This is a genomic window from Shivajiella indica (assembly GCF_042683085.1).
Lineage (GTDB): Bacteria > Bacteroidota > Bacteroidia > Cytophagales > Cyclobacteriaceae > Shivajiella > Shivajiella indica.
Map to the genome: position 1 here is coordinate 89,710 of NZ_JBHUIV010000005.1, position 24,558 is coordinate 114,267.

Sequence of the window (24,558 nt, forward strand, 5' to 3'; positions counted from 1 at the left end):
TAGCCCTTAAAGACCATAGACTGAATGAATGTACAAAACCTTGACCTCAAAATATCAATGAATATCAATATTCCCTCCCCACCTGTTCCTCTATAAATCTAAAGGTTGCCTCATATGCCCCCACCCAATTTCGATGCAACAAAAACGAATGCACCTCATCCGGGAATACCAGCTGCTCTACATGTACCCCCTGTTTTCTCAACACCTCTAACAATTCCACACTTTCAGAAAACAAGACATTCCTGTCATCATCCCCATGGATCAACAGGACCGGTTCTTTCCAATTCTTTACATGGTACATAGGAGATGATTTAAATGCCAGTTCTGCCATCTCGGGGAATTTTTCGGGCTTGAACCAAGGCGCAAACACCCCAATGTCATTGTTCCAGTTATGCACCCCATGGATATCTACCCCTGCCAAAAACTTTCCGGGTGCCTGGGAAAGTACATGGGCTGTCAAAAATCCACCGTAGCTTCCTCCCCAGGGGATAATTTTGGAAGCATCCACATCTGATCTGGATGCCAGGTAATCAGCTGCCGCCATCACATCCTGAACTTCACTTGCCCCACCGGCCCCATAATTATCCTCCTCCCTGAAATCCAATCCATACCCTATCCCACTGCGGTAATTCAAGGAAAGAGCGATATAGCCATTGGCCGCAAAGTACTGTTGCATGGCATAGGCATGACTGTAATACAGCCCGTAATTAAAGCCCAACAGCATTTGCCTTCTGCTTCCTCCATGCAGGAAAATCACTGCAGGGTATTTCTTTTTGGCATCGTAATCTGGTGGGAGGAAAAGCTGCCCGTAGGTTTCAAATCCGTCTTTTGCTTTGAATTTAAGTGCTTCGGGCATCACCAGATTTTTTGGAAACTGGCTTGGAAATAGGTTTTCAGCCAATAATTTCTCCTGACCATATTGTACAATTACAGGCCAAGCAGGACGGTTGTGGGAAGATGAAATAAATGCCAAACCATTTTCCAAACGGACTGGTGACCATTGGATTTCATCCTTTTTACCCAAAGGTTTCAGATCAAAATTATTCAGATCTAAACGCCAAATATGTCTCCTATCAATATCCCCGATATTGGAAGTGATCAGCAGTTCACCAGGAATCCAACTGCTTTCCACCCACTCTACCTGTCCATCACCAGGGGTAAGGTGTTTGACTTCTTTATTCAAAGGATTGACTGCATACAGATGCATCCAATTGTTTTTCTCCCAAGGGAAAACCAGGGAACCTGAAGTGGTCCACCACAAACGGGAACTGATGGCAGGAAGATCACGGACCATCACAGACCCTTTACCACGATCGGCTTGAAATACCTCTTCACCTGTCATACTTGCCACATCCAATACCCGGATGCTCCAGGGATTGGCTTCTTTGAGGGAGGTAAATGGCAGTTTGTTATTGATATTTGGAACCCTGAGGTAGGCCAGTTTTTTTCCATCCGGACTCCAGGCAGGATAGCCATCATGGTCCATGCTGGGTTCGGGATAGCTTACTGTCCCATTTTCCAAATCTAACAGTCCAACAAATGCATGGTCCACTCTACTGCTGGTGAATGCCAATAATTTCCCATCAGGGCTCCATGTTAACTGGCCGATTGATCCCCTGGCAGAGAATAAAGGCTTATCCTCTTTGTCCGTTCCTGAAAGGTCTTTCAAATACACCTTGCCTGATTTGATGAAAGTCAATTTTTTCCCACCAGGGTGAAAGAGCGGGGCATAACCTGTTGAAAAGTGTTTCACTTCCCCTTTGGCCAAATCAATCCAATGGATTTCCCTATCAGTACTTTCCTGCAATTGGGCCGGATTAGCGGGTTCACCCACAGGATTCTTGGTATTTCCCCTCACAAACACCAGAATCTTTCCATCCGGTGAAAAAACCAAATCCCCAATATCCACTCCGGTGTCGCCTTTGAATTCGGTGAGTTTCTTGGTTTCATATCCCGGTGCTTGGGCATAAAAAACATTCCGCTCCCCTTGGTCATTGAAAACCCAGGCAATGGCATTCCCATCCGGAGAAGCTGTCAATGAAGTTGGAAATGGAACTGAGAGGTAGTCGGAAATGGATTGGGCAAATACTTGAAAAACAAGGAAAAGGAGGAGGAGGGTAGAAATGGCTTTTTTCATGGGGATTGGTGGAAGTTTTTAAATCTAAAACCAAGATTTTTTGAAATTTCAGATAGGTAATCAATTTAGGATTTATCCTTTAATTTTTCATGATGGATAAAGGAATTGTTTTTGAAATAAATCACCTCACTAGCCTAACCCTCCCAATCATTAGGTCACCTTAGACTTAGCTTAACGTAATATCCCAATATCAATAAGTTTCTATAATTATCTCTTTTAAAATACCCTTTATTATTGTATAGAATTAAACTTTGATTTATACGTATAAATTTTTTAAATTAAACGTATAACTAATTAAGACCATGGATGCCAAAATCACACTTTCATTTGATAAAAAGGTTATTGAAAAGGCAAAGGAATTTGCGGCGAAACAAAATATCAGTCTATCCAGATTGACAGAATATCTATATGCCCAAATCACTTCCGGCGATTACAAGACTTTGGATGATATGCCTTTAGCAGACTGGATCAGCATCCTGGCTGAAGGGCAGACCGAATACAAGAAAAGCCCTTCCCGGAAACAAATGAAATCCGAATATTTTAACACCAAAAAATGAAAATATTCATTGATGCCAATATCCTTATATCCGTCCTCAATCATGAATACCCACTTTTTAACTATTCTTCAAGAATTTTGAGTTTGGCTGATAATCCCAATTATCAGATTTTTACCTCTCCCATCTGTTTGGCCATTATCTTTTATTTTTCTGAGAAAAAAAGTGGGAGAAAACTGGCAAAAAAGAAACTGGAAATTTTGTGTCAAAAAGTCCAAAGTACCCTTGTCAATCAGGAAATTGTTCGAAGTGCCATTATGAATCCCAAGGTGTTTGATTTTAAGGATGGCCTTGAATACTATTCAGCATTACATTCAGGTTGTGAAGTCATTCTGACAGAAGATAAAACTGATTTTTATTTTTCGGAACTTCCTGTTTTGAATTCACAGGAATTTGTTAGAAAGTATTTTGGAAAATAATAAGTGTAATATTGACAGTTTTTTTATATATTCATCCCTAAATTATAAAATCAAGAAAGGCTTTATTCTGTCAACTCTGGAAAAAATAATCAAAGACATTATCAATTAAACCTATCTCTTAACCTATTTAACCATGTCTAACCCACACAGATTCTTTATGCTGAAGGCTTTTTTGGCTTTCTTTATGGCCTTTGCTTCTACTGCAATGGCACAGGACGGCACCATATACCCTCTCGAAGCTCCAGCGGAGCCAAACGCTATCTTACTCGGAACCGGAGGTGTCGAAAATCAGCCCGCTCCTGAGACCTGGTTCCGACAGTGGGGGGATCCGATGGCACGAAACATTTCCACTGCCACGCTCACTCCTTTTCTCCCTGAACCTGGAAAGGCTAACGGGGCAGCAGTAATTGTTGCACCGGGCGGAGGCTTCAGCTGGCTTTCCATGGGCAATGAAGGTTGGGAAGTGGCAGAGGCCCTTGCAGCCCAGGGAATCGCTGCCTTTGTACTCAAATACAGACTTAACCCAACTCCGGAATCCCTTGAAGATTTTTCCGCTTGGATGAACCGTCCACGCACCCCTGCCCCGGCCCCTTCTTCAGAAGGTTCAGGAAGTAACACTACTCCTGCCCCACCACAAAGAGATTTATCCAACCAACTGGCAGATGCCGAAGCAGCTTATGCCATGATTGTCAATAGGGCTGAAGAATGGGGTGTAGATACAGATCGGATTGGCATGATTGGTTTTTCTGCCGGTGCAGGGTTGACCATGCACTCTACCTTACACTCCAAAACCATGAAACTCGCCTTTATAGGTCCAATTTATGGGGGAATGGGTCCAGTAGAAGTACCAAAAAATGCACCACCTATGTTTAATGTCATCGCAACGGATGACTTCCTTTTCAGAGGTCAGTTTGGTATCATCGATTCATGGTACAAAGCAGGCATTCCGGTGGAATTTCACCTTTACCAAAACGGGGGACACGGTTTCGGCCTAGGAAATCCCAACCGGACCAGTAACCGTTGGTTTGAGGCCTTTATCCACTGGCTTGATGTAAACAAGTTTATGGTTGCCAAGTAAGGTAATGCATTAGGATTGTCGAAAAGATTCAACTTTATCCTGTTTTAGTGATTACTGAGCAGCATCAACACTAATCTGGATAAATGCTTTGATCTTTTCGACATCACTCTGCGTCAATCTTCCCGAAAAGTCAGGCATACCCCTACTTGCCAAAGCTCTGTTCAAAACATAAGCCTCCAAATTCTGAATCAATTAGGATAAATTTTTACTGAATAGGATTCAATGTTTATGTTCCAATAAATGCTTTCGGAGAATGTCTTCACCGAAGTCATTTCCTTTTTCCCGAAAGATAGAATGGATATGATTGGCATTGTCCAAAAAGCCAACGTTATCATACTCAATAATAAAATCAGGGCTGTGGATCATGTAATAGTGTGGTTTCATGGGTTCATAGCTTCCTATCCAGGCAAAATAAACCTCATCCATTCCTCTCGCATGCAGAATAGCGAGGTATTCCTCTGCCTTTTCCCTTTCCATATTTCTCATATATTCTTCAATCAGGTAATGGAGAATATTTTGCTGCTCAGGTCTGAGATCTGAGCCTTTAATGCCCATAAATTCTTCATACCATTGGGGTCTGTCTGGGTTGGTTAGGATATCTCCAGGTACTTCTTGACTTAAGGTAGCTTTGGCTTTTTGATCTTCATCCAATGTATTGACAAACCAAAAACCATAATCCTCCTCCTTACTCAGCGGCCTCAATCCTGCATATTGGGTGACTTCCACCACTGCCGGATCCGAACCAAGAAAAAGTGGGGTCATACTAAATGAATCCTTAGTTACTGTAAGATTAATTGAAATATGGTGCCCTTCAAATTTGAATCCCCAGGCATCATCCATAGTTGGATTCCCCAGAATCGCTATAAAATAATTGCCATAATCCCAGTTCAATTTGCGGATAAATCCAATGGTCTGCTCATCAATTTGATTTCTCTCATAGGCTATTTCAAATATCTCATGAAGAATGTCATCTACCTGCATGATGGCAAAGGTCTTGAGGTATCCCTGAGAACTGAAAATTGTACTTAGGATTTTATGGAATTTTATTTTACTGTCTTCGGAGAGATCGCCATACCGCAAACCCTTTCTTGGTGCCAAACCAATAGGAAGATTGGTCCATTTGGTTCGAAGGCTGTCATTCATGGCAAAGAGAACGCTACTTTTTTCATCGGAAGAAAGAGACTCCAGGAAATCGTTGGTGACTTTGACCATATCTGTTTTGGACTGGGCAAAAAGCCCGGTTGAAGTTGTCAAAATCAGGGAAAGGATCAATAGTGATTTTTTCATTTTTGAAGTCAGTGGTTATGGATTGGATAAAAGGTAATTGTTATTAATGGATTTTTACGCAGTCTTTAGCTTAAAGCGCTTCCATTATATGAAAATATGATTTGAGAAAGCATAATAACAAGCCTATCCTAATTGGAAAAAGTAACCGTAAAATACTCACTTTCCGAAGGGGGGCCAGCTGTAATTTGAAGATAGGGCTCTCCTGTCAATGTCATCACCACGGATGCAAATGTGAATCCATTCTTTTTGGGATCTACCGACCGGCACACCGGATTGTTGGCGTCATCTTTCGAGCGAAGTGCATCTTTGATATGGTCATCTGTGACAGCATTCCTATCGGCAATTCTTGTTGTCAAAGCTGCCAATCGGATATAACTGTTGGAGGTAATAGGGATAGTATCTGCAATTTCATTAGGATTATATTCAGCAAACCAAGGTTTTACATCATCGTTGACAATGGGATGATTAGTATGGTATACGGTTTGATTTTTGTTTCCCGGATCAAACCTCACTACCCTGTTGGCCGAAGCCTCAAAATTGAAAACTTCCCCCCTTACTCCCAAGATGTAATTCTGTCCCGAAGCGTGATTGATTGAGGTGATGAACTTAATGATCTCATCCTTATCCGTAGAAGAAAGTACTTTTCTAACCACAAAGGCTACAGGTAATCCTGAATTGGAAGCATTAAGCTGCATAATGGTATTCATGATCATACCTACGCCTGAACTGTTCATTCCGTTCAGGGCAATCAAACCCGGATGCGAAAGCACCAACTGTTCAGGCCTTTCGGCAGTAGCTTCGATTCTGAAAAGTGTTTGATAACCATCCGTATAGGGTTCAATATCCATGTTTTGGGCAATATTGGAAAGACCACCGTTTACTGAAGGGACACCGATATTGCTACAGTGATGGTTTTCGATGGAATTCAGATAGACCCAAAACTCATCCAACAGATTAAATACCATGATCTGATCAAAATCCTGCCCTGAACCATCAGCAATTCCTCTCACTTCTTCGTAGAGATCAGGAGTCCATTTCTTGATGCTTCCTTCAAAATCTGCATAGGCAAAAAATTCTTTTAACACCTCATCGGCTTCTCTTTCCAATTGGTCTTTTACACTTTCTCTCCATTTGAATACGATTTCTCCGATTTCCTTTTTGAAAAACTGCCCATGTTGCATTCCCAATTCATAACCAGAACCAGAAAAAGTAACCTCTCTGAGTTCTCTTTTGGGTACTTCGCTTATGGCAAAAATTTCTTTTGCAGTAGTTTCTTTTTCTGAAGGAGGGCTACATGCCAATAATAGAATCAGTGATATAACGGAAAGTAGGTTTGTTTTCAATTTCATATGTGTATCTAGAAAATACTTTTTTATTTTGTTTTAATAATCACCCTATTTGACATAAACTTCAGTTGCTTTTCCCAAGTCAACATATTGTATGGAATGGGTCAGTTTAACTGCCCCGGAAGGACTGATTTCAAACTCAAGCCTGTCAAAACTTCCTTCCGGATTGCCTGGATAGACGAATAAGTTATTACCTGCATAAATGTATTCCTGACCAAAAACCTCATTTTTTACCCAAATTGTATTTTGATTATTGAAAAGGATGATCGTTTTATTTGGGTCACTTTCATGAATATAAGTCCCGGTAAGTTTGTCGATAGAAGCAGGTTCCACCGCCAATGTTCTAGCCATGCCCACATTGAAAACAACCTTGCTAACGCCGTTTGGAATATCCTCCACTTTCAAATGACGGCCTTTGGCAGCATTTGCCCAAGGGTCTTTGGGAATATTTTTATCTCCGGTAAAATACAGTTGGGTAACCAAAGGCTGATAGCCATCCGCTGTCACCATCATGTGGAAATGTGCAGGTCGGATCAATCCCCCTCCTGCATCATAAGGCACAGGGAGGATGGTCTGAAAAGAATAATTGCCTTCATTGTCAGTTTGTACCGTACCTCGGTAGTTGAATGCTGGGGTGGAATTATCGTAAACGCCGTTTTCGTCACAATGCCAAAGCTCAACCTTGGCGTTTTTATAGGGAGTGCTGCAGTCCTGATGGAGGATTTTACCGAGGAGTTCTACCTTTTGGCCCTTCGAACCTGGAACAACTAAGTTGTTTCGTTCCGGACTTCCAGGTCTATAGAATGGTCCCAAAATATCAGAGGTCGTAGCACAATCTCCTATATATTTTTCGCCATCAAACCGGATAAATCCAAATGCGCTCACTGCTGTAGCGCAAAGGGCCGATGTTTTGATAAAATTTCTTCTTTTCATTTCCCTTGCTGTTTAAGTCATGTTAAATAGGCAGTAATTATAACCAATCTTAAAAAAGATACTTTAAAATCAGCTTTTACCAAATGAATCAAGTACCAACAACCCAATAAACTGTCCGGAACAGGGTAAATATTTTCCGAAGTGATTAAAGCAATCACAGTTTAACTCAATTAAATTGTCAATAGGTAGCGATGGATTTATAATAAAAGACCTTGTTTCTTATCAATTGTCTGAAATAACACGAATAGTAAAAAATCAAGCTATAAGGTCATTATCATGGATTAAAGTTTGAAAATTAAAATCGTCCCTCACCGAACAATTCTGTCCATTTTTATTATCAAAAAAAAATAAATACAACTTTATTGGAAGTTTTAGGGCATAATTATCTGGCACTTTATTGGAATCCAAGTTTTCAAAATTGAAAAACATTAGTGATTATTTCATTCATATAACCAAAAATAGAAAAAGCCATGTGGAAAAATTATTTAAAGGTAGCCTTCCGGAATTTAATCAGGCACCGTACATTTTCATTTATCAATATTTTTGGTTTGGCCATCAGTATGTCTCTAAGTTTGATAGTGATCATGTTGGTCATGGACCAATATAAATTTGATCGTCATAACTCAAAGAAAGACCGGATTTTTAGGATTAATACACTACCCAATAATTGGAAAGCCACTGCTTCCACCACCTTGGCTGTACGGAATGTCCTGCTTGAGGATTATACCGGAATTGAAAAGGCTGTCCGCATTAAAAGGGGCTTTGGGAACAGGAGTATGGTGGATTTTGAAAAAGACATCAATATCCCTGTGACCGGTTTTTATACAGACCCGGAATTTCTTGAAATTTTTGAACTGGAACTCGAATCGGGAAATCCAGCCACAGCCCTGATTGATCCCTATTCGGTAGTGTTGACAAAAGAAGCTGCAGAAAAAATATTTACCACTCCTAACCCCATAGGGGAAGTGATTAAGGTAGGAGACCAAGGAGATTACAAAGTAACTGGCGTATTGAAAGATCAGCCTGACCAAAAGTCCCATATTATTTTTGATGGATTAGCTTCCATCTCTACCCTGAGCAGTAAAGCTGCATCAGACAGTTCCTACAAAAGTTCATTGGATTCTTGGGAGAACATCTATGACGGATATGTGTACATTTTGTTGGAGGAAGGGCTTTCACCCCAACAAATTCAAAAAAGCCTCAATGAAATCGCTTTTGCCCAATACGGCCAAAGTGAACCTCAAACCAATTCCTTTGCTTTGCAAAGTCTTACGAAAATTACGCCGGGACCGGATCTCAACAATCCCATAGGACCTATTTTACCAAAAATTGTGGTCATATTTTTAGGTGGACTGGCAATAATTGTTATGCTTACTTCCTGTTTCAACTTTACCAATTTATCCATTGCGCGATCACTAACTAGAGCCAAAGAAATCGGCGTCAGAAAAGTAACAGGTGCAAAAAGAATACAGATTTTCACACAGTTTCTAACAGAAGCAGTAGTCATTGCATTGTTGGCACTGATTTTTTCATGGATGATTGTCATATTGATCAAGCCTTTTTTACTGAATCTCAAACTGGTTCAGGTGTTAAGATGGGATTTCTCCACCTCCCTAGAAGTGTACCCTTATTTAATCGGGTTTGCGATTTTGGTAGGTATATTGGCCGGATTTTTCCCTGCTGTAATCCTGTCTTCTTTCCAGCCCATCAAAGTGTTGAAGAATTTGGTAGGGGTGAAATTATTCTCTGCCTTAGGCTTACGGAAGTCCTTATTGGTCCTGCAATTTTCCATTTCTCTGATCTTCATTTTATCCGCTATATTAGTTTTCAACCAAACAAAGTTTTTTCTAACCAAAGATGTTGGGTTTGCCGTTGATGACAAGATGTTGGTAAGGCTCAACAATACCAGTTATGAGCTGTTGAAATCTGAACTGCTCCACTACAGTAATGTGGAAAGTGTTTCCGGAATTTCCCACATACCAGGATCCGGAATTACTTTTGGTGAGGATTTTAGGACAACTGCAGAAGCAGAGAAACTGAACATAGATTATTTCCAAGTCGATGAGGATTACCTGGACAATATGGGTTTGGAGTTGATTGCTGGCAATAATTTCAATTCCCAACTTCCCGAATCGAACAAATCAAAGGTCATCATTAATCAATTGGCAGTAGAAAAATTAGGTTTTGAAACAGCTGGTGCAGCTTTGGGAAATATAATTTTTGAAGGCGATGGTCTCAATGCATATGAGATTATTGGTGTAGTACACAACTATAACCACAGAAATTTACTGATGGATGATGCCCCGATGGCATTGATGTACAATCCCGAGGGGTTCAGTCAGCTTCAGGTGAAATATAATGGAAGTGAAGACCAGATTATAGCCACTCTTCAGACAGCTTGGAACAAAATCAACCCTGACCTTAAAATGGATTATGGTTTCTTCGATTTTGAGATGAGGGAGATGTACCAGGTTTTCTTTGGATTATTGACCAAAGTTGTAGGAGTAGTGGCATTTCTGGCCATTATGATTTCCTGTTTGGGATTGTTGGGAATGGCTACCTATATTGCCGAAACAAAAATCAAAGAAGTTGCCATCCGGAAAATCCTGGGTGCAACAGCCTCAGGAATCACCCTGCAATTGTCCATGGGTTTTATCAAAATTGTCCTAATTGCGATTGTAGTTGGTTTACCGGCAGCATGGTTTCTCAATAACCTATGGCTTCAAACCTTGGCCAATAGGGTCAATATGGGCTTGGGCACCATCTCATTGGCAATCGCCTTGATCCTGGTCTTGTCTGTGCTTACTGTAGGTTCACAGGCAGTTCGCGCTGCCTTCTCCAACCCTGCTGATAATCTTAAGAATGATTAATAAAGGCAGGAGTATAAATTTACGAAAAGTTGCAGGACCCAATAACCTAAGTTCTTATAAATAAGGGTTATATTTAGCATGGTGGACATATTTCAATTTAATGTAATTTGTTTAAAAAACGTTGCAATCAATTAAAGAAACAATCTGATCAAATATTATCCATATAATGCTGTTTATGATCTTCCAAAATAAACCATTAAGTCAATTGGGCAGGAAGCACGAAATCAAAATTCCCTATTCCGTTGAATTAATTGACATAATTCCTTAATTTCCAAAGCTCAATTTTGGAAATCAATTAAATTTCAAATCAGGATTTTGATTGGATAGAATACTTTCAAAACTGGGTAACAAAAGTTGATTTATACCTATCAAATGAAAAGAATTTTCTTACCAATCCTTTTTTTAACCTGTTTTCAGGCTTTTGGCCAAGAAGCTGAAGAAGCTTTCCTTTCCGATAGCATCCCGGCCAAAAAAACTGAAATGAAAATGGGGATACGACTATCCCCTTCTTTGAATTTTTTCGATTATGGGGATCTGTCTTTTGGCCAGATTGCTTCGGATAATAAATTTGGAATTGCCTTGGGAATGGCTTTTGACTGGAAAGTCACAGATTGGAACCGGTTCAGGATCGAACCTTACCTGGAATATCAAATGGTATCCAATAATTCTATAAATCCCAATATTTCAGCGATAACTACATTTAATAACTTTATTTTAGGATTAGATGCCCTACCTTTAGTTTTAACTTATGGGGGCAAAATTAAAGGTCAGGTTTCATTTGGCGGTTTTGCCAAGTATTATCTCAGCAGCTCTCAGAAAACTACATTGGACGGTGATCCGGTCAGTAATTTCGAAGTGGAAACCAATTCCCTGCAATATGGTTTTTCCTATGGAATAGGTGCTTATATCGGAAAAAGGTTGGTGGAATTGAGGTATTACCAATCCCTTAATGACTTCGTCAAAGATCCGGTCATTTCAAACAGCATCAATCAGGTTCAACTTATCCTTGTCTACTAGATGAATACCTTAAAGTATATTTCTTTTATTCTCATTTTCTTCCTTTTTAATTCCTGTATGGTAGAAAGGGAGGAAGAGAATTCTTTTTACCTTAACCAGATTGACAGGATACAGATAGCTACACCCCTTACGCTTTTCTTTTCAGAAAACCTTCAGAGAGATCTCAACCTATCCATTAGATTTTTTGACAGAAATAACAGGCCTTTATTTGACAATAGGCCAATTCCATATGATTTATTACTGACTGATTCCATTATTAATCAACCTACACTGGATCTTTCCCGAAAAGGTACTTACCAGATGAGGGCCGCCTTCCCAACAAAAGAAAAGGTTTTTAGCAATAATATAGAAGTAAGAGTGGTCGGACCTGAATATATCAGGGAAGTAGTGCTCGATTTTGCTGCAACAACCAGAAACTCACATATAGTCAAAGGAATCGGAAATCTGGACTTTACCATCAAAGTGTTTGGACCTGAAGGAGAAATCACCGGATTGGAAGATCAGATTTTTAGAAATTTGGAATTACAGGTCGGCAATCAGAAAAATGACAGGCTAAACAATATTTCCGTAGAACAATTAGGAATTCTTGATGCCAAAGCCAAGGTCTTTGGAGTAGAAAGCAATACACTTAAAATTGACTCCCGGGAAGACAAAATTTTGCCTGTTTATGAAATGCCCATCATCTTTCATGTTTTCTCCAATGGGCCTAAAATCTCCCCATCTGAGATGAACGATCAGATCATGAAATCAAATTTTGCTTTTAACAATTCCCTTAGAACAAGCTTCCGAAGAAATTTGAATTCAGTCAATAGCTATTTTAGGTTTAGATTAGCGGACAAAGATCCTGAGGGAAACCCTTTGCCTGTGCTGGGCTATAATGTTATAACTGTTTCAAATGATTTCTCCCAAAACAGTAGCGATTACGATCTGGTGAAATTCAACGCCATTTGGGATCCCAACCGTTATATTAATGTATTTATTGACAATATCGGATTCGCTGCGGGCTATGCCTATTTACCTGACATACCCGATAATTCCATACCCGGCCTTTTTGTCAATACGGACCAGGTTTTTGATTTTCCTTATTCCATTACGCTTGACTATAATTTTGCCATAAAGGACAATAATCCAAACCCATATACTTTAGCCCATGAACTGGGTCACTTTTTGGGTCTTTACCATACTTTCGACAATTGTGATGTTGGAGATTATTGTGAAGATACCCCTCCACATCTTCTTCAGGGAAGTCAAATCGAGCGCTTCAGTAATAACAAATCAACCTGCGACGGAAAGAGTTTTATCTCCACCAATATCATGGATTATTTAAGGGATGTAGATCATTTTACATTTGACCAAAGAGAAAGAATGAGAGCGGTCTATGATATAGCCTTATTTTTCCCGAGAGTGGAAAACCAGCAATCCTCCAGGCTTACACCTATAAAAAAAGGGGAACTGAATCCTGATGTCAAACCCATCATTTGTCAATTCTAAGAGTATCTGTATTTTAATCTCCCGAAGTTCGGGACACAATCTTCCGGATTGGAATTTTTAGAACTGATTTATTCTAGTAGAATAATGACTTTACCTTTAAAAAGGTTTTGGTATGGATCATCCCAAATGGATTGAATCCAAGTAGTGGTACTTACCCCGGCTAAAACCCATTGGCCGAGAAATGGAAAATACCCCTTTAGAAGTACTACTTAGAAGGATTTAATCTTTTAAAAGTTTTCTTTTAAGCAACATGGTTTTTTTCACCTTTTATTCTAGCCCCATTGATGTAAATCATGGTAAAAAATGATTTAGGTCATGATTTTTAAGCTTTTATGTGGATACCTTGAGCAAAAATATAGGATACCTTTTCCAATAAATATTTCCAGCCATGAACGACATTAAATCCAAATCAACACTTTCCGAAGCTGAGGAAATGTTGAATACAGCCCAGGAAGAGCTGTGCAGACCTGAAGAAGATGTGGTACATTACAATGTATGCAAGCATGCTTATAAAGCCATAGAAAAATACCTTACAGGCTACCTCCTCAATCATGGGGTTCATATCCAGAATTCAAACCACATCAAAGAGTTACTTCATCAATGCCACAATATTGATCCTAAATTTAAGGAACTTGATCTCAATCCATTATTGGACGCGGAACATGCAGACAGGTTGATGGTCAATCTGCACACCGCCATGGAATTTATAAAAATTGCCAAGCAGACCCGAGGTTTGGTGGGCTTAAGCTAAAAAGTAAATCCATTTTATTTTTCCGCTTTATATAAAGTTGGTCAGCATATACACAAATGCTAATGCTGTTTTCATTTGAAAATAGCCCTATTCACCTCTTAAGAACAATTTGACAACCCAAAACTGTCATGGAAAACAAAAATAAAAATTTCAAATACCCCGGTGTAAGAGTGGCAATGGACGGAAATACTGTTGCTATTATGTGCGAAAGGGAGTCCTCAGATGCAGCCGGTGCCTATCCTATCACCCCTTCTACCCAAATGGGTGAATATTGGGCAGAGGAAGCTGCCAAAGGTCACTTAAACATTTCTGAAAGACCGCTGATTTTCATTGAACCTGAAGGGGAACATGCTGCAGCGGCTGTTACTGCAGGACTATCCATGACCGGGTTACGGTCTACCAATTTTTCTTCCGGTCAAGGCATCGCCTATATGCATGAATCTCTATACGCAGCAGTTGGTAAAAGACTGACTTATGTTTTAAATATAGGGGCAAGAGCCATTACCAAATCCACCTTAAATGTCCACGCTGGCCACGATGATTACCACGCCATTGATGATACAGGCTTTTTTCAACTTTTTGCCAAAAAAGCCCAACATGTAGCTGACCTTAATATCATTGCCCACAGGATCGCAGAACTTGCCCTAAATCCCGGGGTCATTGCACAGGATGGCTTCCTCACCACCCACCTCATTGAATCTCTATTATTACCTGAACGCGAACTGATCAAAGAATTTTTGGGCCGCCCTGATGATATCATTGATACCCCAACTCCAGCCCAAAGGATCATATATGGTGATAAACGCCGAAGGATACCGGAATTGTGGGATGTAGACAATCCTTTGATGGCAGGCATAGTCCAAAATCAGGATTCCTACATGCAAAGTGTGGCTGCTCAAAGGCCTTTCTTTTTTGACCATATCAAAGAACTTACAGACCAGGCTTTTGAAGAGTTTTACCAACTTACTGGCAGAAAATATGGACGGGTGATGACTTACAAAACAGAAGACGCGGATTACCTGATTCTTGGACAAGGAAGCGTTGTTTCCAGTGCTGAAGCCGTGGTCGATTATTTGAGAAAAACAAGAGGGATAAAAGTAGGGGTCGTAGATCTTGTAATGTTCAGGCCTTTCCCGGCAGATCTTCTCGGAAATATATTGAAAGGAAGAAAAGGGGTCACCATCTTGGAAAGATTGGATCAGCCTTTGGCAGAAGATGCGCCAATTATGCGGGAAACAAGGGCAGTGATCACCAAATGCCTGGAAAACGGAAATTACAAAAAAGAAAAACCTTATCCTGAACTGGCATCTTATACTCCTAATGACATGCCATCCCTCTATTCAGGCTCCTTTGGGATGGGTAGCCGGGATTTGCAACCAGAGGGTATCATCGGAGCAATTGAAAACATGCTCCCAGATGGCAAGCATAAGAAATATTTCTATTTATCCATTGATTTTATAAGGGAAAATGCCTTTTCCCCAAAACAAAGAGCCCATCAGGAAAGCATTCAGGATGCCTACCCTTTTGTAAAAGACTTGGCAGTACATGGATCTGAAAATCCAAACCTGATGCCTAAAGGCGCCATTACCGTCAGGTTCCACTCCATAGGAGGTTGGGGAGCCATTACCACAGGAAAAAACCTGGCCATGACCTTATTTGACCTATTGGGTTATGACATCAAGGCCAATCCAAAATACGGTTCCGAAAAGAAAGGCCAGCCTACTACCTATTACCTGGCTGCTGCCCCGGAACCTATCAATATCAACTGTGAATATTTCTTCGTGGATGTGGTGCTGTCACCCGATCCAAATGTGTTTAAGCACACCAATGCCCTGGCAGGTCTTAAAAATGGGGGAACATTCATCATCCAAAGTGAGAAGAAAACCGCGGATGAAGTTTGGGCAGATATTCCAAAGCACTATCAGAAAATAATCATTGAAAACGAGATCCGAATTTTTTATGTAGATGGTTTCAAAATTGCCAGAGAGGAAGCCACCGATCCGGAACTTCAGCTAAGGATGCAAGGTATTGCCTTCCAAGGTGCATTTTTTGCTGCCTCACCACTTATGGAAAAGGCAGGTTTAAGTGATGAAGCATTACTCAAAGCCATTGAAGAACAATTACAGCACAAGTTTGGTAGCAAAGGCCAAAGGGTGGTAGATGACAATATGCGGGTAGTGAAACGGGGATTTGATGAAGTTCACGAAATAAAAAATAAAGTTCTTGGCGCACAAACCGAAAAAAGCAATGGACATACTGCGCTTCCTATCCCATCCATGCTCAAAGACAGCCCTGTGAGTGAATCCAAACTCAGTGATATCCACCGTTTTTGGGAACAAACAGGCAATTTCTATCAAACTGGACAAGGCAATGACAACCTGACTGATCCCTTTATTGGGTTGAGTGTGATGCCTGCAACATCTTCTCTATTCAGGGATATGACAGGTATACGCTTTGAACATCCTGAATGGATTGCCAATAATTGTACTGCTTGCGGAAACTGCTATACGGTCTGCCCTGATACCGCTATTCCTGGGTTGGTCAGCGAATTATCCGATGTTTTGGATACCATTTTGAAAAGAGTCAAAAGGAAACACGACAAACTGGAGTTTTTACCTAAAACCGTTAAACAGTTAGAACCCAGAATCCGCACCCTTTTCAATGAACCCCATGGTGAAGCCACTGTCAACAACCTGATCAATGAAGCCATAGATGAAGTTATTAGCCAAGAGAAAAAGGATTCACTTTTAGCAACAGAACTTGAATGGTTCAGAGATGAACTGGGAGATTTCCAATTTGCATTGACCCGTCCTTATTATGACCTTCATGAGAAAAAGCAAGCAAATAGCGGGGGATTATTCAGCATAACAGTCAATCCAACTACCTGTAAAGGTTGTATGGAATGCGTGGCCGTCTGTGATGATGATGCCTTGAGGATTGTCAAGCAAACAGACGAATCGATCAACAGGCTCCGCGAGGAATGGAGTGTCTGGTCTGAACTTCCCAACACACCAAAGAAATTCAATAGGATAGACAACCTGGAAGAAAAAATCGGCCCATTGGAAACCATCCTTTTGGACAAGAGTGCTTATCAAAGTTTCGCAAGTGGAGATGGTGCCTGTTTGGGTTGTTCTGAAAAGTCTGTGGTCCATCTCTTTATGGCTACCGTAGAATCCCTAATGCTTCCAAGGGTTGAAAAACATGTCGCTTATCTGGAGGAACTGGTAGAAAAACTGGAAAAACACATTCAAATACGTCTCATGAAAACCATGAATGTGATGGACAGCAATCTGATGTCCAAAATTGTTTCTGAGATGAAGGGAGGAGACCTGACCATGTCTTCCATTGCAAGTCGATTGGAGTCAGAAAAAGGTTCAGAGCCAATTGATCAGGAATGGCTGCATGAAACCACCCAAATGCTGGCAGGATTGAAACATTTATTATGGAAATATACCAATGGAACAACCGGAAAAGGACGTTCTACTATGGGTATGACCAATGCCACAGGCTGCACTTCAGTTTGGGGAAGTACTTATCCTTACAATCCTTATCCATTCCCTTGGGCCAACCACCTATTCCAAGACAGTACCTCCATGGCCATGGGGATATTTGAAGGCCATATGGCAAAAATGGCAGATGGTTTCAAACTGATCCGAAAAGCAGAAATGGAATTGAAAGGGAATTACAATTCCAGGGAACAAAAAGAATTCTTTACCTATTTCAATTGGGAACAGTTTACGGACGAGGAATGGAAATTGTGCCCTCCTGTAGTCGCATTGGGTGGGGATGGTGCCATGTATGATATCGGCTTCCAAAATCTTTCCCGAATGATGGCTTCCGGCAAGCCGATCAAAGTGGTGGTAGTTGACACACAGGTGTATTCAAATACCGGAGGACAGGCCTGTACTTCCGGATTTATCGGTCAAGTATCAGACATGGCTCAATTTGGCAAAGTTTGGAAAGGCAAGCCTGAACCAAGGAAAGAAATAGGGCTGATTGCCATGGCTCATAGAAACACTTTTGTCATGCAATCCACTCTAGCCAATACCAGCCATATGATCGAAGGTTTCATAGATGGGTTGATGGCCAAAAGACCTGCTCTTTTCAATTTGTATACTACCTGCCAGCCAGAACATGGCGTTGCAGATGATCTTGGAGCCCATCAGGCGAAATTGGCGGTAGAATCACGTGCTTATCCTTTGTTTAGATATAATCCTGAGAAGGGTGTTACTCCTCAGGAGGCCTTTGATCTGGAAGGCAATCCCGCCCTGGATAAAATCTGGCCTACCTACGAACTCAAATACCTTGAAAATGGCCGTCAGAAAACTATGGAGGTCGCCATGACCTTTGCCGACTTTGCTTTAACCGAAGCACGATTCAGGAAACATTTCAGAAATGCGCCAAGGGATACCTGGAATGAAAACATGGTGGTTTTGGAAGAGTTCCTGGGTTTGGATGAATCTGAAAGAGAAGGCAAGTTCCCATTCATCTGGGCAGTGGACAGGAAGCAGCACCTAACAAGGGTGTTGGTCTCCAAAACCATGGTCCATTCCTGTGAAGAACGCCGTGATTTCTGGATTATGCTGAAAGCAATAGCCGGAGTGAAAGCAGAAAAAGCTGCACCGGTTGAAGATATGGAAAGCAAAGTAAGAGCCGAAGTGGTAGGTAGAATTGCAAAAGGCCTGATGAAGTTGGCAGGAGATAATGGCGCAGGCATCATGGATCTCGCTTTGGAAGAAAAAAATACAGCAAGTTCGGATATTCCAGCTCCTAGTTCTAATGGAGAATATATGGCTCCTTGGCTAGAAACTGACTTCTGCACTTCCTGTGATGAATGCATCAAGCTCAATCCCAATGTTTTCGCCTACAATAACGATAAAAAAGCCTATATCAAAGATCCCAATGCCGGACCGTATTCTGATCTGGTCAAAGCAGCAGAAAAATGTACAGCTGGAGTCATCCATCCCGGATTGCCTGCCGATAAAAACGGCGCCGATATGGAAAAATGGATAAAAAGGGGCGAAAAATTTAATTGATCCCATGTTCAACCTGGCTTCAAATACCTTCAAGCATGGCGTTCATCCCCCGGAAAACAAGGAGGAGACAAATGGATTGCCCATCCGGCAATTCCCATTTGCTCCTCTTATCATTCTTCCCATGCAGCAGCACATTGGCTCTCCATCACAAATTATTGTCAAAGAAGGTCAGGAAGTAGTACGGGGGCAATTACTGGCCAAAGCTAATGGTTATATGTCTGTTCCCATGCATTCCCCAGTTTCGGGAAAGGTTAGGAAAATTGCCAATGTCCCGGTAATTTCTGGTCAGATGGTACCGGGAATTTACTTGGAGCCCTTTCCATTTTCCGGACAAGAAACTATTGAAGGCAAACCCATCCCGCTTTCTGCCAGTCCTGAAGAAATTCTGCAAGGAATTCAGGATGCCGGTATAGTAGGTTTGGGTGGGGCAGCCTTTCCAACCCATGTGAAACTCAAAATCCCGGATGGAAAAAAATGTGAGTACCTTCTTATCAATGGGATTGAATGTGAACCTTATCTCACTACCGACCACCGTGTCATGTTAGAGCAGGCAGATGATATTTTCATGGGAATAAGGTATCTGTTGAAAGTAACAGGAGCCAAAGAAGTGGTCATTGGCATTGAAGCCAACAAACAGGATGCTGCTGACCATCTCTCAAGGAAAATTCCAACTGACCTGCCCGTAAAGGTGCAAGTTGTTCCTGTGAAATATCCGCAGGGAGCAGAGAAAATGCTGATTACTGCCATAATTGGAAAAGAAGTTCCTTCTGGGGGTTTACCCATCGATGTGAATGCGGTAGTTGTCAACGTGGCCACAACAGCGGAGATTGGCAGGTTATTGCCTCACGGTCAAGGGATCCAGGAAAGAGTGATTACCATTACAGGCCCTGCTATCAGTAAAAAAGGGAATTACCTGATTCCTATCGGTACGCCACTCCGATATGTACTGGAACAGGTTGGGGCCAGTAATAATATCAATGAAGTATTTATGGGAGGACCTATGATGGGAGTGTCAGCCTCAAGTTTGGATATTTCTATTGTCAAAGGAACTTCCGGTATTGTGGTTTTTGGGGACAATGATGTTAAAAAAACTGACAAAATCTATCCCTGCATCAAATGTGGTGCCTGTGTGGATGCCTGCCCCATTTTCCTGAATCCTTCGAAGCTTGGGATTTTGGCCAAATTTGAAGCTTACGATACCATGGCAGAAGAGTACAATCTGATGGATTGCTTTGAGTGTGGTTCTTGCTCCTATGTCTGTCCTTCCAATATCCCCTTGGTACAATATTTCCGTTTGTCAAAAGGAATTGTCCGAAAAAGGAAAGCCAACACCCAACAAAAAAACAATGCTTAGCAAGACCCTACATATCAGTTCCTCACCTCACATTAAAAAGGATGTTAGCACGGATCTCATTATGAAAAATGTGGTCTATGCCCTTATGCCTGTTGTATTGTTTTCGATTTATGCCTTTGGGATCAATGCGCTGTTGGTCATTGCAACCTCTGTCTTCGGTTGTTTGCTCACCGAGCACCTGCTTTGTAGGTGGTCCAAAAGAGAAAGTACAATATCAGATTGGTCTGCAGTGATAACCGGTATTCTTCTGGGACTGACTTTACCACCGATTTTCCCGCTTTGGATGACTTTGCTAGGCGCGGTTCTGGCCATAGGTTTGGGGAAATTCGTGTTTGGAGGATTGGGATACAATGCATTTAATCCCGCATTGGTAGGCCGAGCCTTTCTTCAGGCGGCCTTTCCTGTAGCCATTACTACTTGGTATCCCTCTTTCTTGGAAGATAGGTTTTTAAATATTTCCAAATCGGTCTTGGCTCTTCCTTTTTCTGAACCCATAATAGATGGCATTTCCGGGGCTACTCCACTTTCAGCATTCAAATTTGATAAAATAACAGCTGAAACCTCAGATCTCGCCCTGGGCCTTATCAGTGGTTCGATTGGAGAAACTTCTTCCTTGATAATCGTATTGGGCGGATTCTATTTGGTCTACAAAAAAATGATGAACTGGAGAATTCCAGTGGCTATACTTGCTTCGGTATTTGCCCTTACCGGTATCTTATATCTCCTCGATAATCAGGTTTACCCCTCCCCCCTCTTTATGCTCTTCTCAGGAGGTCTGATGTTGGGTGCTGTGTTTATGGCCACTGATATGGTTGGTTCTCCTATCACATCTTTAGGGGTTTGGATCTATGGGGCTTTCATAGGTATTCTGGTGGTAGTCATCAGGATTTGGGGCGGTCTTCCGGAAGGGGTTATGTATGCCATTTTATTGGGCAATGCCCTCAGCCCACAAATTGACAAAATGATCAGACCTAAAGTCTATGGCACTAAAAAAATGATAAAATGAGCCAACATAAGACCATACCATCCCCAACAGATGCTTCACAAGGGAGTAAAAAAATGCTGACTGCTATGGTAGGAATTGGTGTTTTCTGTGCCCTATTGATTGTGTTGACTTACGAAGGCACTAAAGAAAGGATAGAAAAACTTAAAGCAGAAGCGCTCGAACAAGCAGTATTCAGGGTATTACCGGGAATATCCCAAACCAAAATATTTGAACTGATTGAAGATGGAAATTTTATCCCTTCAGATGGGAAAGACCGAAGCAAAAAATTGGTCTATGCGGGTTTTGATGATGGAGGAAGTTTAGTCGGGATAGCCATAGAGGCCAGCGGTCAAGGATATGCGGATGTAATACGGATTTTGTACGGCTACAATCCCTCCAACCAAACGGTAGTTGGCATGTATGTTTTAGAAAGCAAGGAAACGCCTGGCTTGGGAGATAAAATTGAAAAAGATGAAAATTTCCTTTCCAATTTCAATGCCCTTTCAGTAGCTCTAACAGAGGATTACAAACAGATTAAGAATAAAGTGGTACCTGTAAAGCAGGGAAGTAAAACCAATCCATGGGAAGTAGATGGCATAACAGGTGCAACAATTTCATCAAGAGCCATAGGAAATATTATTGGAGAAAGTTCCTCCACCATGATTCCTCTGATCTACAATCAATTGGAAAAATTTAAACTGGATTAAAATGAGTGCTGGGATAACAAAAAATACTGAACTGAAAACCACACCAAGCTCGACAGATGAATTTATCAAAGGGCTTTGGCGTGAAAATCCAGTATTTGTACAGGTCTTGGGCATGTGCCCTGTTTTGGCCGTTTCCAATACTGCTCAAAATGCACTCGCGATGGGGCTGGCAACTGCATTTGTCCTTTTGATGTCCAACATATTGGTCGCATCACTACGGAACTTTATCCCAAAACAAGTGAGGATAGCTTCCTTCATCCTGATCATTGCCACATTCGTGACCATTGTGGATTATGCCATTCAGGCCATCAGCGTGGATCTGCACAAAAACTTAGGAGCATTTATTTCCCTGATCGTTGTCAATTGCCTGATCCTTAGTAGAGCGGAAGCCTTTGCTTCTAAAAACAGCATCGGGAAGTCCATCATGGATGCCTTAGGCATGGGATTGGGCTTTGTTTTCGCCCTTTTCTGCCTGGGTGCAGTACGGGAGTTGTTGGGCAATGGGACAATTTTCAATATCGAGATCTTTCCCGGATCCTTCCAGGAATGGATCATCATGATTCTGCCGGCTGGGGGATTTTTTACCTTAGCGCTTTGGCTCTTACTCTTCAATTTCTTCAAATCTAAAAAGGCACAGGTATGAATACGGAATCTTATTGGAGCATATTTATCAATGCCAGTTTGGTCAACAACTTCGTGCTGGCTTATTTTCTTGGAATCTGTCCCTTTCTTGGGGTTTCCGGTAAAATGGAAACAGCTTCCAAAATGGGGGGAGCTGTGACCTTTGTGATGCTTATCAGTTCTCTATGTGCATATGGCATCCATGCTTTATTGGTTGCAATCAATGCCCCATTCCTGCAGCTTATCAGTTACATCGTGGTCATCGCCTCCACTGTCCAATTGGTAGAGATGTTTATCAAAAAAATGAGCCCTGCCCTATTCAGGGCCTTGGGGATATTCCTTCCATTGATTACAACCAATTGCGCTATTTTAGGATTGGCTTTATTCCAAACGAGTAAAGCTTACAGTCTATCCCAAAGCCTGATTTATGCACTCGGTGCAGGGACAGGATTTACCCTGGCGCTGATTCTCATGGCAGGTATCAGGGAACAGTTGGAATTTGCCGAAGTACCGAATGTGGTTAAAGGAACTGCCCTCACCTTACTCGTTGCAGGAATATTATCATTGACATTCATGGGCTTTTCTGGATTAGGATAAAAAATTAAGGATGGAAAATATACTCACCTATATAATCGGAATCGGGGCCATAGTAGCCATGATGCTGGCCTGGGTTGGTGTTCAGTCCCTTTGGCGGAACACCTTTTCGGAAAACATTTCAGATGTAGATGTTTTAGCTGAAAGAAGAAGTTGTGGCAACTGCGGTTGCACCAAAGTTTGTAAAAAAGAAAAATCAAGATAAAATATTCAACCACATAAAATACTATTGCTATGTCTTATTTATCAGATCTCAATACCAAGCAGCAATATAAAGCAAAGGTGAAGCAAACACACCGACTCACCCCGACCAATAAGGAAGAAATCAGGGAAATAATTCTGGAGGTGGAAGATCCTGGATTCAAGTGCAAAGTGGATCAAAGTTTCGGTGTTTTGGTGAAACATAGCAGTGATTTTGGCAACGAATTTCACCATCGGTTATACAGTGTAGCAGACTTACCGGCTACCGAAAATGGCAACACCAAAATTACCATGCTCGTCAAACGCTGCTCTTACGTAGATGATTTTAGTGGAGAATTATACCATGGAGTAAGTTCCAATTATCTCTGCGACAGAAGGGCTGGAGATGAAATCACCATTACCGGTCCATTCGAACTTCCATTTAAAGTTCCGGAAGATAAAAATGCCAATATGATTTTGATAGGTATGGGAACAGGAATTGCTCCTTTCAGGGCATTTATCAAGCATATCTATAGCCAGGAGAAGGATTGGAAGGGCAAAATCCGCCTGTTCTATGGCGCAAAAAGTGGATTGGAATTACTTTATCTTAATGACAAAGACGGTGATCTGACCAATTATTATGATAAGGCAACCTTTGAGGCTTTTCATGCTCTTAGTCCACGTCCACATTGGGAAGATCCAATTTTGTTGGATGAGGCCATTGAATCCAGGGCGGAAGAAATATTGGAAATGTTGTCTTATGCCAATACCTACATTTATATCGCCGGATATGAAAAAGTAAAAGAAAACCTGAATAAAGCTTTCATCAATATCATGGGTTCCAAAGAAAAATGGGAGAACAGAAAAGCGGAACTGATTGCGGGAAAGAAATGGGCAGAAGTGATTTATTAGAGGCGAGATACTAGAAGCGAGAGGTGAGAAGGAATGTCGGATGTGAAAGTGGGGCAGAGACCCTGCGTCATGTTGAGTGAAGCGAAACATCTCTTAGTGGTAGATGTAGGAAGTGATGAGTGGAGAGTGAGGAGTGAGGAGTTGGAAATGTAGAATTATGTGTCACGTCCTGAAATAGCTTGACAGATTAAGTCAAACTAAAAACAGGAAAAAGATGACAAAAACGGTTCGAGAAATCAACAGGTACAGTATTAGCTTTAAGAAGCAAGTAGTGGAGGAGCTGGAA

Annotated in this window: 20 protein-coding genes; 15 read left to right on the plus strand and 5 right to left on the minus strand. The window is 41.3% G+C overall.

The annotated features are described in order from the left end of the window. Window positions 1-64 precede the first annotated feature (64 nt). Entirely contained in the window at window positions 65-2,137 is a 2,073-nt protein-coding gene (locus ACFSKV_RS02455; protein ID WP_380800105.1) for a S9 family peptidase, read from the minus strand. 302 nt (window positions 2,138-2,439) lie between these two features. Between ACFSKV_RS02455 and ACFSKV_RS02460 the strand changes: the two genes are divergently transcribed. From ACFSKV_RS02460 to ACFSKV_RS02470, 3 genes are all read left to right on the plus strand, one after another. Beyond that, the gene (locus ACFSKV_RS02460; protein ID WP_380800106.1) at window positions 2,440-2,694 is read left to right on the plus strand and encodes a DUF6364 family protein; all 255 of its coding nucleotides are present in this window, start codon (window positions 2,440-2,442) and stop codon (window positions 2,692-2,694) included. Continuing rightward, window positions 2,691-3,110, plus strand: a complete 420-nt coding sequence (locus ACFSKV_RS02465; RefSeq protein ID WP_380800107.1) for a PIN domain-containing protein — start codon at window positions 2,691-2,693, stop codon at window positions 3,108-3,110. The genes ACFSKV_RS02460 and ACFSKV_RS02465 overlap by 4 nt, the downstream gene beginning before the upstream one ends. A gap of 157 nt (window positions 3,111-3,267) precedes the next feature. Continuing rightward, window positions 3,268-4,188 (plus strand): alpha/beta hydrolase, encoded by a 921-nt coding sequence (locus ACFSKV_RS02470; RefSeq protein ID WP_380800131.1) that lies wholly within the window; start codon window positions 3,268-3,270, stop codon window positions 4,186-4,188. Between the two features lie 51 nt (window positions 4,189-4,239). Here the strand turns inward: ACFSKV_RS02470 and ACFSKV_RS02475 are convergent, their stop codons facing one another. The 4 genes from ACFSKV_RS02475 to ACFSKV_RS02490 form a co-directional block, all read right to left on the minus strand. Next, on the minus strand, window positions 4,240-4,380 hold the full coding sequence (locus ACFSKV_RS02475) for a hypothetical protein (RefSeq protein WP_380800109.1): 141 nt from the start codon (window positions 4,378-4,380) through the stop codon (window positions 4,240-4,242). Window positions 4,381-4,407: 27 nt separating this feature from the next. Continuing rightward, window positions 4,408-5,475, minus strand: a complete 1,068-nt coding sequence (locus ACFSKV_RS02480; protein ID WP_380800110.1) for a DUF3500 domain-containing protein — start codon at window positions 5,473-5,475, stop codon at window positions 4,408-4,410. A gap of 128 nt (window positions 5,476-5,603) precedes the next feature. Next, window positions 5,604-6,824 (minus strand): C45 family autoproteolytic acyltransferase/hydolase, encoded by a 1,221-nt coding sequence (locus tag ACFSKV_RS02485; protein WP_380800111.1) that lies wholly within the window; start codon window positions 6,822-6,824, stop codon window positions 5,604-5,606. A 45-nt stretch (window positions 6,825-6,869) separates the two neighbouring features. Next, window positions 6,870-7,754 (minus strand): dioxygenase family protein, encoded by an 885-nt coding sequence (locus tag ACFSKV_RS02490; protein ID WP_380800113.1) that lies wholly within the window; start codon window positions 7,752-7,754, stop codon window positions 6,870-6,872. Window positions 7,755-8,224: 470 nt separating this feature from the next. Here ACFSKV_RS02490 and ACFSKV_RS02495 point away from each other — a divergent pair, with 470 nt between their 5' ends. The 12 genes from ACFSKV_RS02495 to ACFSKV_RS02550 all read left to right on the plus strand — a co-directional run bounded on the left by ACFSKV_RS02495 (window position 8,225) and on the right by ACFSKV_RS02550 (window position 24,272). Further along, on the plus strand, window positions 8,225-10,624 hold the full coding sequence (locus ACFSKV_RS02495) for an ABC transporter permease (RefSeq protein WP_380800115.1): 2,400 nt from the start codon (window positions 8,225-8,227) through the stop codon (window positions 10,622-10,624). 372 nt (window positions 10,625-10,996) lie between these two features. Next, on the plus strand, window positions 10,997-11,641 hold the full coding sequence (locus ACFSKV_RS02500) for a hypothetical protein (RefSeq protein ID WP_380800116.1): 645 nt from the start codon (window positions 10,997-10,999) through the stop codon (window positions 11,639-11,641). Continuing rightward, the gene (locus ACFSKV_RS02505; RefSeq protein ID WP_380800117.1) at window positions 11,642-13,132 is read left to right on the plus strand and encodes a M43 family zinc metalloprotease; all 1,491 of its coding nucleotides are present in this window, start codon (window positions 11,642-11,644) and stop codon (window positions 13,130-13,132) included. A gap of 388 nt (window positions 13,133-13,520) precedes the next feature. Beyond that, entirely contained in the window at window positions 13,521-13,883 is a 363-nt protein-coding gene (locus tag ACFSKV_RS02510; protein ID WP_380800118.1) for a HEPN domain-containing protein, read from the plus strand. Between the two features lie 128 nt (window positions 13,884-14,011). Continuing rightward, the gene (locus tag ACFSKV_RS02515) at window positions 14,012-18,919 is read left to right on the plus strand and encodes a 2-oxoacid:acceptor oxidoreductase family protein (protein ID WP_380800120.1); all 4,908 of its coding nucleotides are present in this window, start codon (window positions 14,012-14,014) and stop codon (window positions 18,917-18,919) included. A 4-nt stretch (window positions 18,920-18,923) separates the two neighbouring features. Beyond that, window positions 18,924-20,273: an electron transport complex subunit RsxC gene (gene rsxC / locus ACFSKV_RS02520; protein ID WP_380800121.1), complete on the plus strand. Its 1,350-nt coding sequence runs from the start codon at window positions 18,924-18,926 to the stop codon at window positions 20,271-20,273. Next, entirely contained in the window at window positions 20,266-21,279 is a 1,014-nt protein-coding gene (locus ACFSKV_RS02525) for an RnfABCDGE type electron transport complex subunit D (RefSeq protein WP_380800122.1), read from the plus strand. The genes rsxC and ACFSKV_RS02525 overlap by 8 nt, the downstream gene beginning before the upstream one ends. Next, complete coding sequence (locus tag ACFSKV_RS02530; RefSeq protein WP_380800123.1) at window positions 21,276-21,965, plus strand: RnfABCDGE type electron transport complex subunit G; 690 nt, start codon at window positions 21,276-21,278, stop codon at window positions 21,963-21,965. Before ACFSKV_RS02525 ends, ACFSKV_RS02530 begins: the two co-directional genes overlap by 4 nt. A 1-nt stretch (window position 21,966) precedes the next feature. Then, entirely contained in the window at window positions 21,967-22,608 is a 642-nt protein-coding gene (gene rsxE / locus ACFSKV_RS02535) for an electron transport complex subunit RsxE (RefSeq protein WP_380800124.1), read from the plus strand. Beyond that, window positions 22,605-23,183, plus strand: coding sequence for an electron transport complex protein RnfA (locus ACFSKV_RS02540; protein WP_380800125.1), 579 nt, complete (start codon window positions 22,605-22,607; stop codon window positions 23,181-23,183). The genes rsxE and ACFSKV_RS02540 overlap by 4 nt, the downstream gene beginning before the upstream one ends. Window positions 23,184-23,193: 10 nt before the next feature. Then, window positions 23,194-23,385, plus strand: a complete 192-nt coding sequence (locus ACFSKV_RS02545) for a hypothetical protein (RefSeq protein WP_380800126.1) — start codon at window positions 23,194-23,196, stop codon at window positions 23,383-23,385. Window positions 23,386-23,414: 29 nt separating this feature from the next. Then, window positions 23,415-24,272 (plus strand): ferredoxin reductase domain-containing protein, encoded by an 858-nt coding sequence (locus tag ACFSKV_RS02550; protein ID WP_380800127.1) that lies wholly within the window; start codon window positions 23,415-23,417, stop codon window positions 24,270-24,272. Window positions 24,273-24,558: the final 286 nt, after the last annotated feature.

Excerpts from the sequence above, each read along its gene's own strand:
- ACFSKV_RS02455 (WP_380800105.1), bottom strand. The coding sequence starts at position 2,137 with ATGAAAAAAGCCATTTCTACCCTCCTCCTCCTTTTCCTTGTTTTTCAA.
- ACFSKV_RS02460 (WP_380800106.1), top strand. The coding sequence starts at position 2,440 with ATGGATGCCAAAATCACACTTTCATTTGATAAAAAGGTTATTGAAAAG.
- ACFSKV_RS02465 (WP_380800107.1), top strand. The coding sequence starts at position 2,691 with ATGAAAATATTCATTGATGCCAATATCCTTATATCCGTCCTCAATCAT.
- ACFSKV_RS02470 (WP_380800131.1), top strand. The coding sequence starts at position 3,268 with ATGCTGAAGGCTTTTTTGGCTTTCTTTATGGCCTTTGCTTCTACTGCA.
- ACFSKV_RS02480 (WP_380800110.1), bottom strand. The coding sequence starts at position 5,475 with ATGAAAAAATCACTATTGATCCTTTCCCTGATTTTGACAACTTCAACC.
- ACFSKV_RS02485 (WP_380800111.1), bottom strand. The coding sequence starts at position 6,824 with ATGAAATTGAAAACAAACCTACTTTCCGTTATATCACTGATTCTATTA.
- ACFSKV_RS02490 (WP_380800113.1), bottom strand. The coding sequence starts at position 7,754 with ATGAAAAGAAGAAATTTTATCAAAACATCGGCCCTTTGCGCTACAGCA.
- ACFSKV_RS02495 (WP_380800115.1), top strand. The coding sequence starts at position 8,225 with ATGTGGAAAAATTATTTAAAGGTAGCCTTCCGGAATTTAATCAGGCAC.
- ACFSKV_RS02500 (WP_380800116.1), top strand. The coding sequence starts at position 10,997 with ATGAAAAGAATTTTCTTACCAATCCTTTTTTTAACCTGTTTTCAGGCT.
- ACFSKV_RS02505 (WP_380800117.1), top strand. The coding sequence starts at position 11,642 with ATGAATACCTTAAAGTATATTTCTTTTATTCTCATTTTCTTCCTTTTT.
- ACFSKV_RS02510 (WP_380800118.1), top strand. The coding sequence starts at position 13,521 with ATGAACGACATTAAATCCAAATCAACACTTTCCGAAGCTGAGGAAATG.
- ACFSKV_RS02515 (WP_380800120.1), top strand. The coding sequence starts at position 14,012 with ATGGAAAACAAAAATAAAAATTTCAAATACCCCGGTGTAAGAGTGGCA.
- rsxC (WP_380800121.1), top strand. The coding sequence starts at position 18,924 with ATGTTCAACCTGGCTTCAAATACCTTCAAGCATGGCGTTCATCCCCCG.
- ACFSKV_RS02525 (WP_380800122.1), top strand. The coding sequence starts at position 20,266 with ATGCTTAGCAAGACCCTACATATCAGTTCCTCACCTCACATTAAAAAG.
- ACFSKV_RS02530 (WP_380800123.1), top strand. The coding sequence starts at position 21,276 with ATGAGCCAACATAAGACCATACCATCCCCAACAGATGCTTCACAAGGG.
- rsxE (WP_380800124.1), top strand. The coding sequence starts at position 21,967 with ATGAGTGCTGGGATAACAAAAAATACTGAACTGAAAACCACACCAAGC.
- ACFSKV_RS02540 (WP_380800125.1), top strand. The coding sequence starts at position 22,605 with ATGAATACGGAATCTTATTGGAGCATATTTATCAATGCCAGTTTGGTC.
- ACFSKV_RS02545 (WP_380800126.1), top strand. The coding sequence starts at position 23,194 with ATGGAAAATATACTCACCTATATAATCGGAATCGGGGCCATAGTAGCC.
- ACFSKV_RS02550 (WP_380800127.1), top strand. The coding sequence starts at position 23,415 with ATGTCTTATTTATCAGATCTCAATACCAAGCAGCAATATAAAGCAAAG.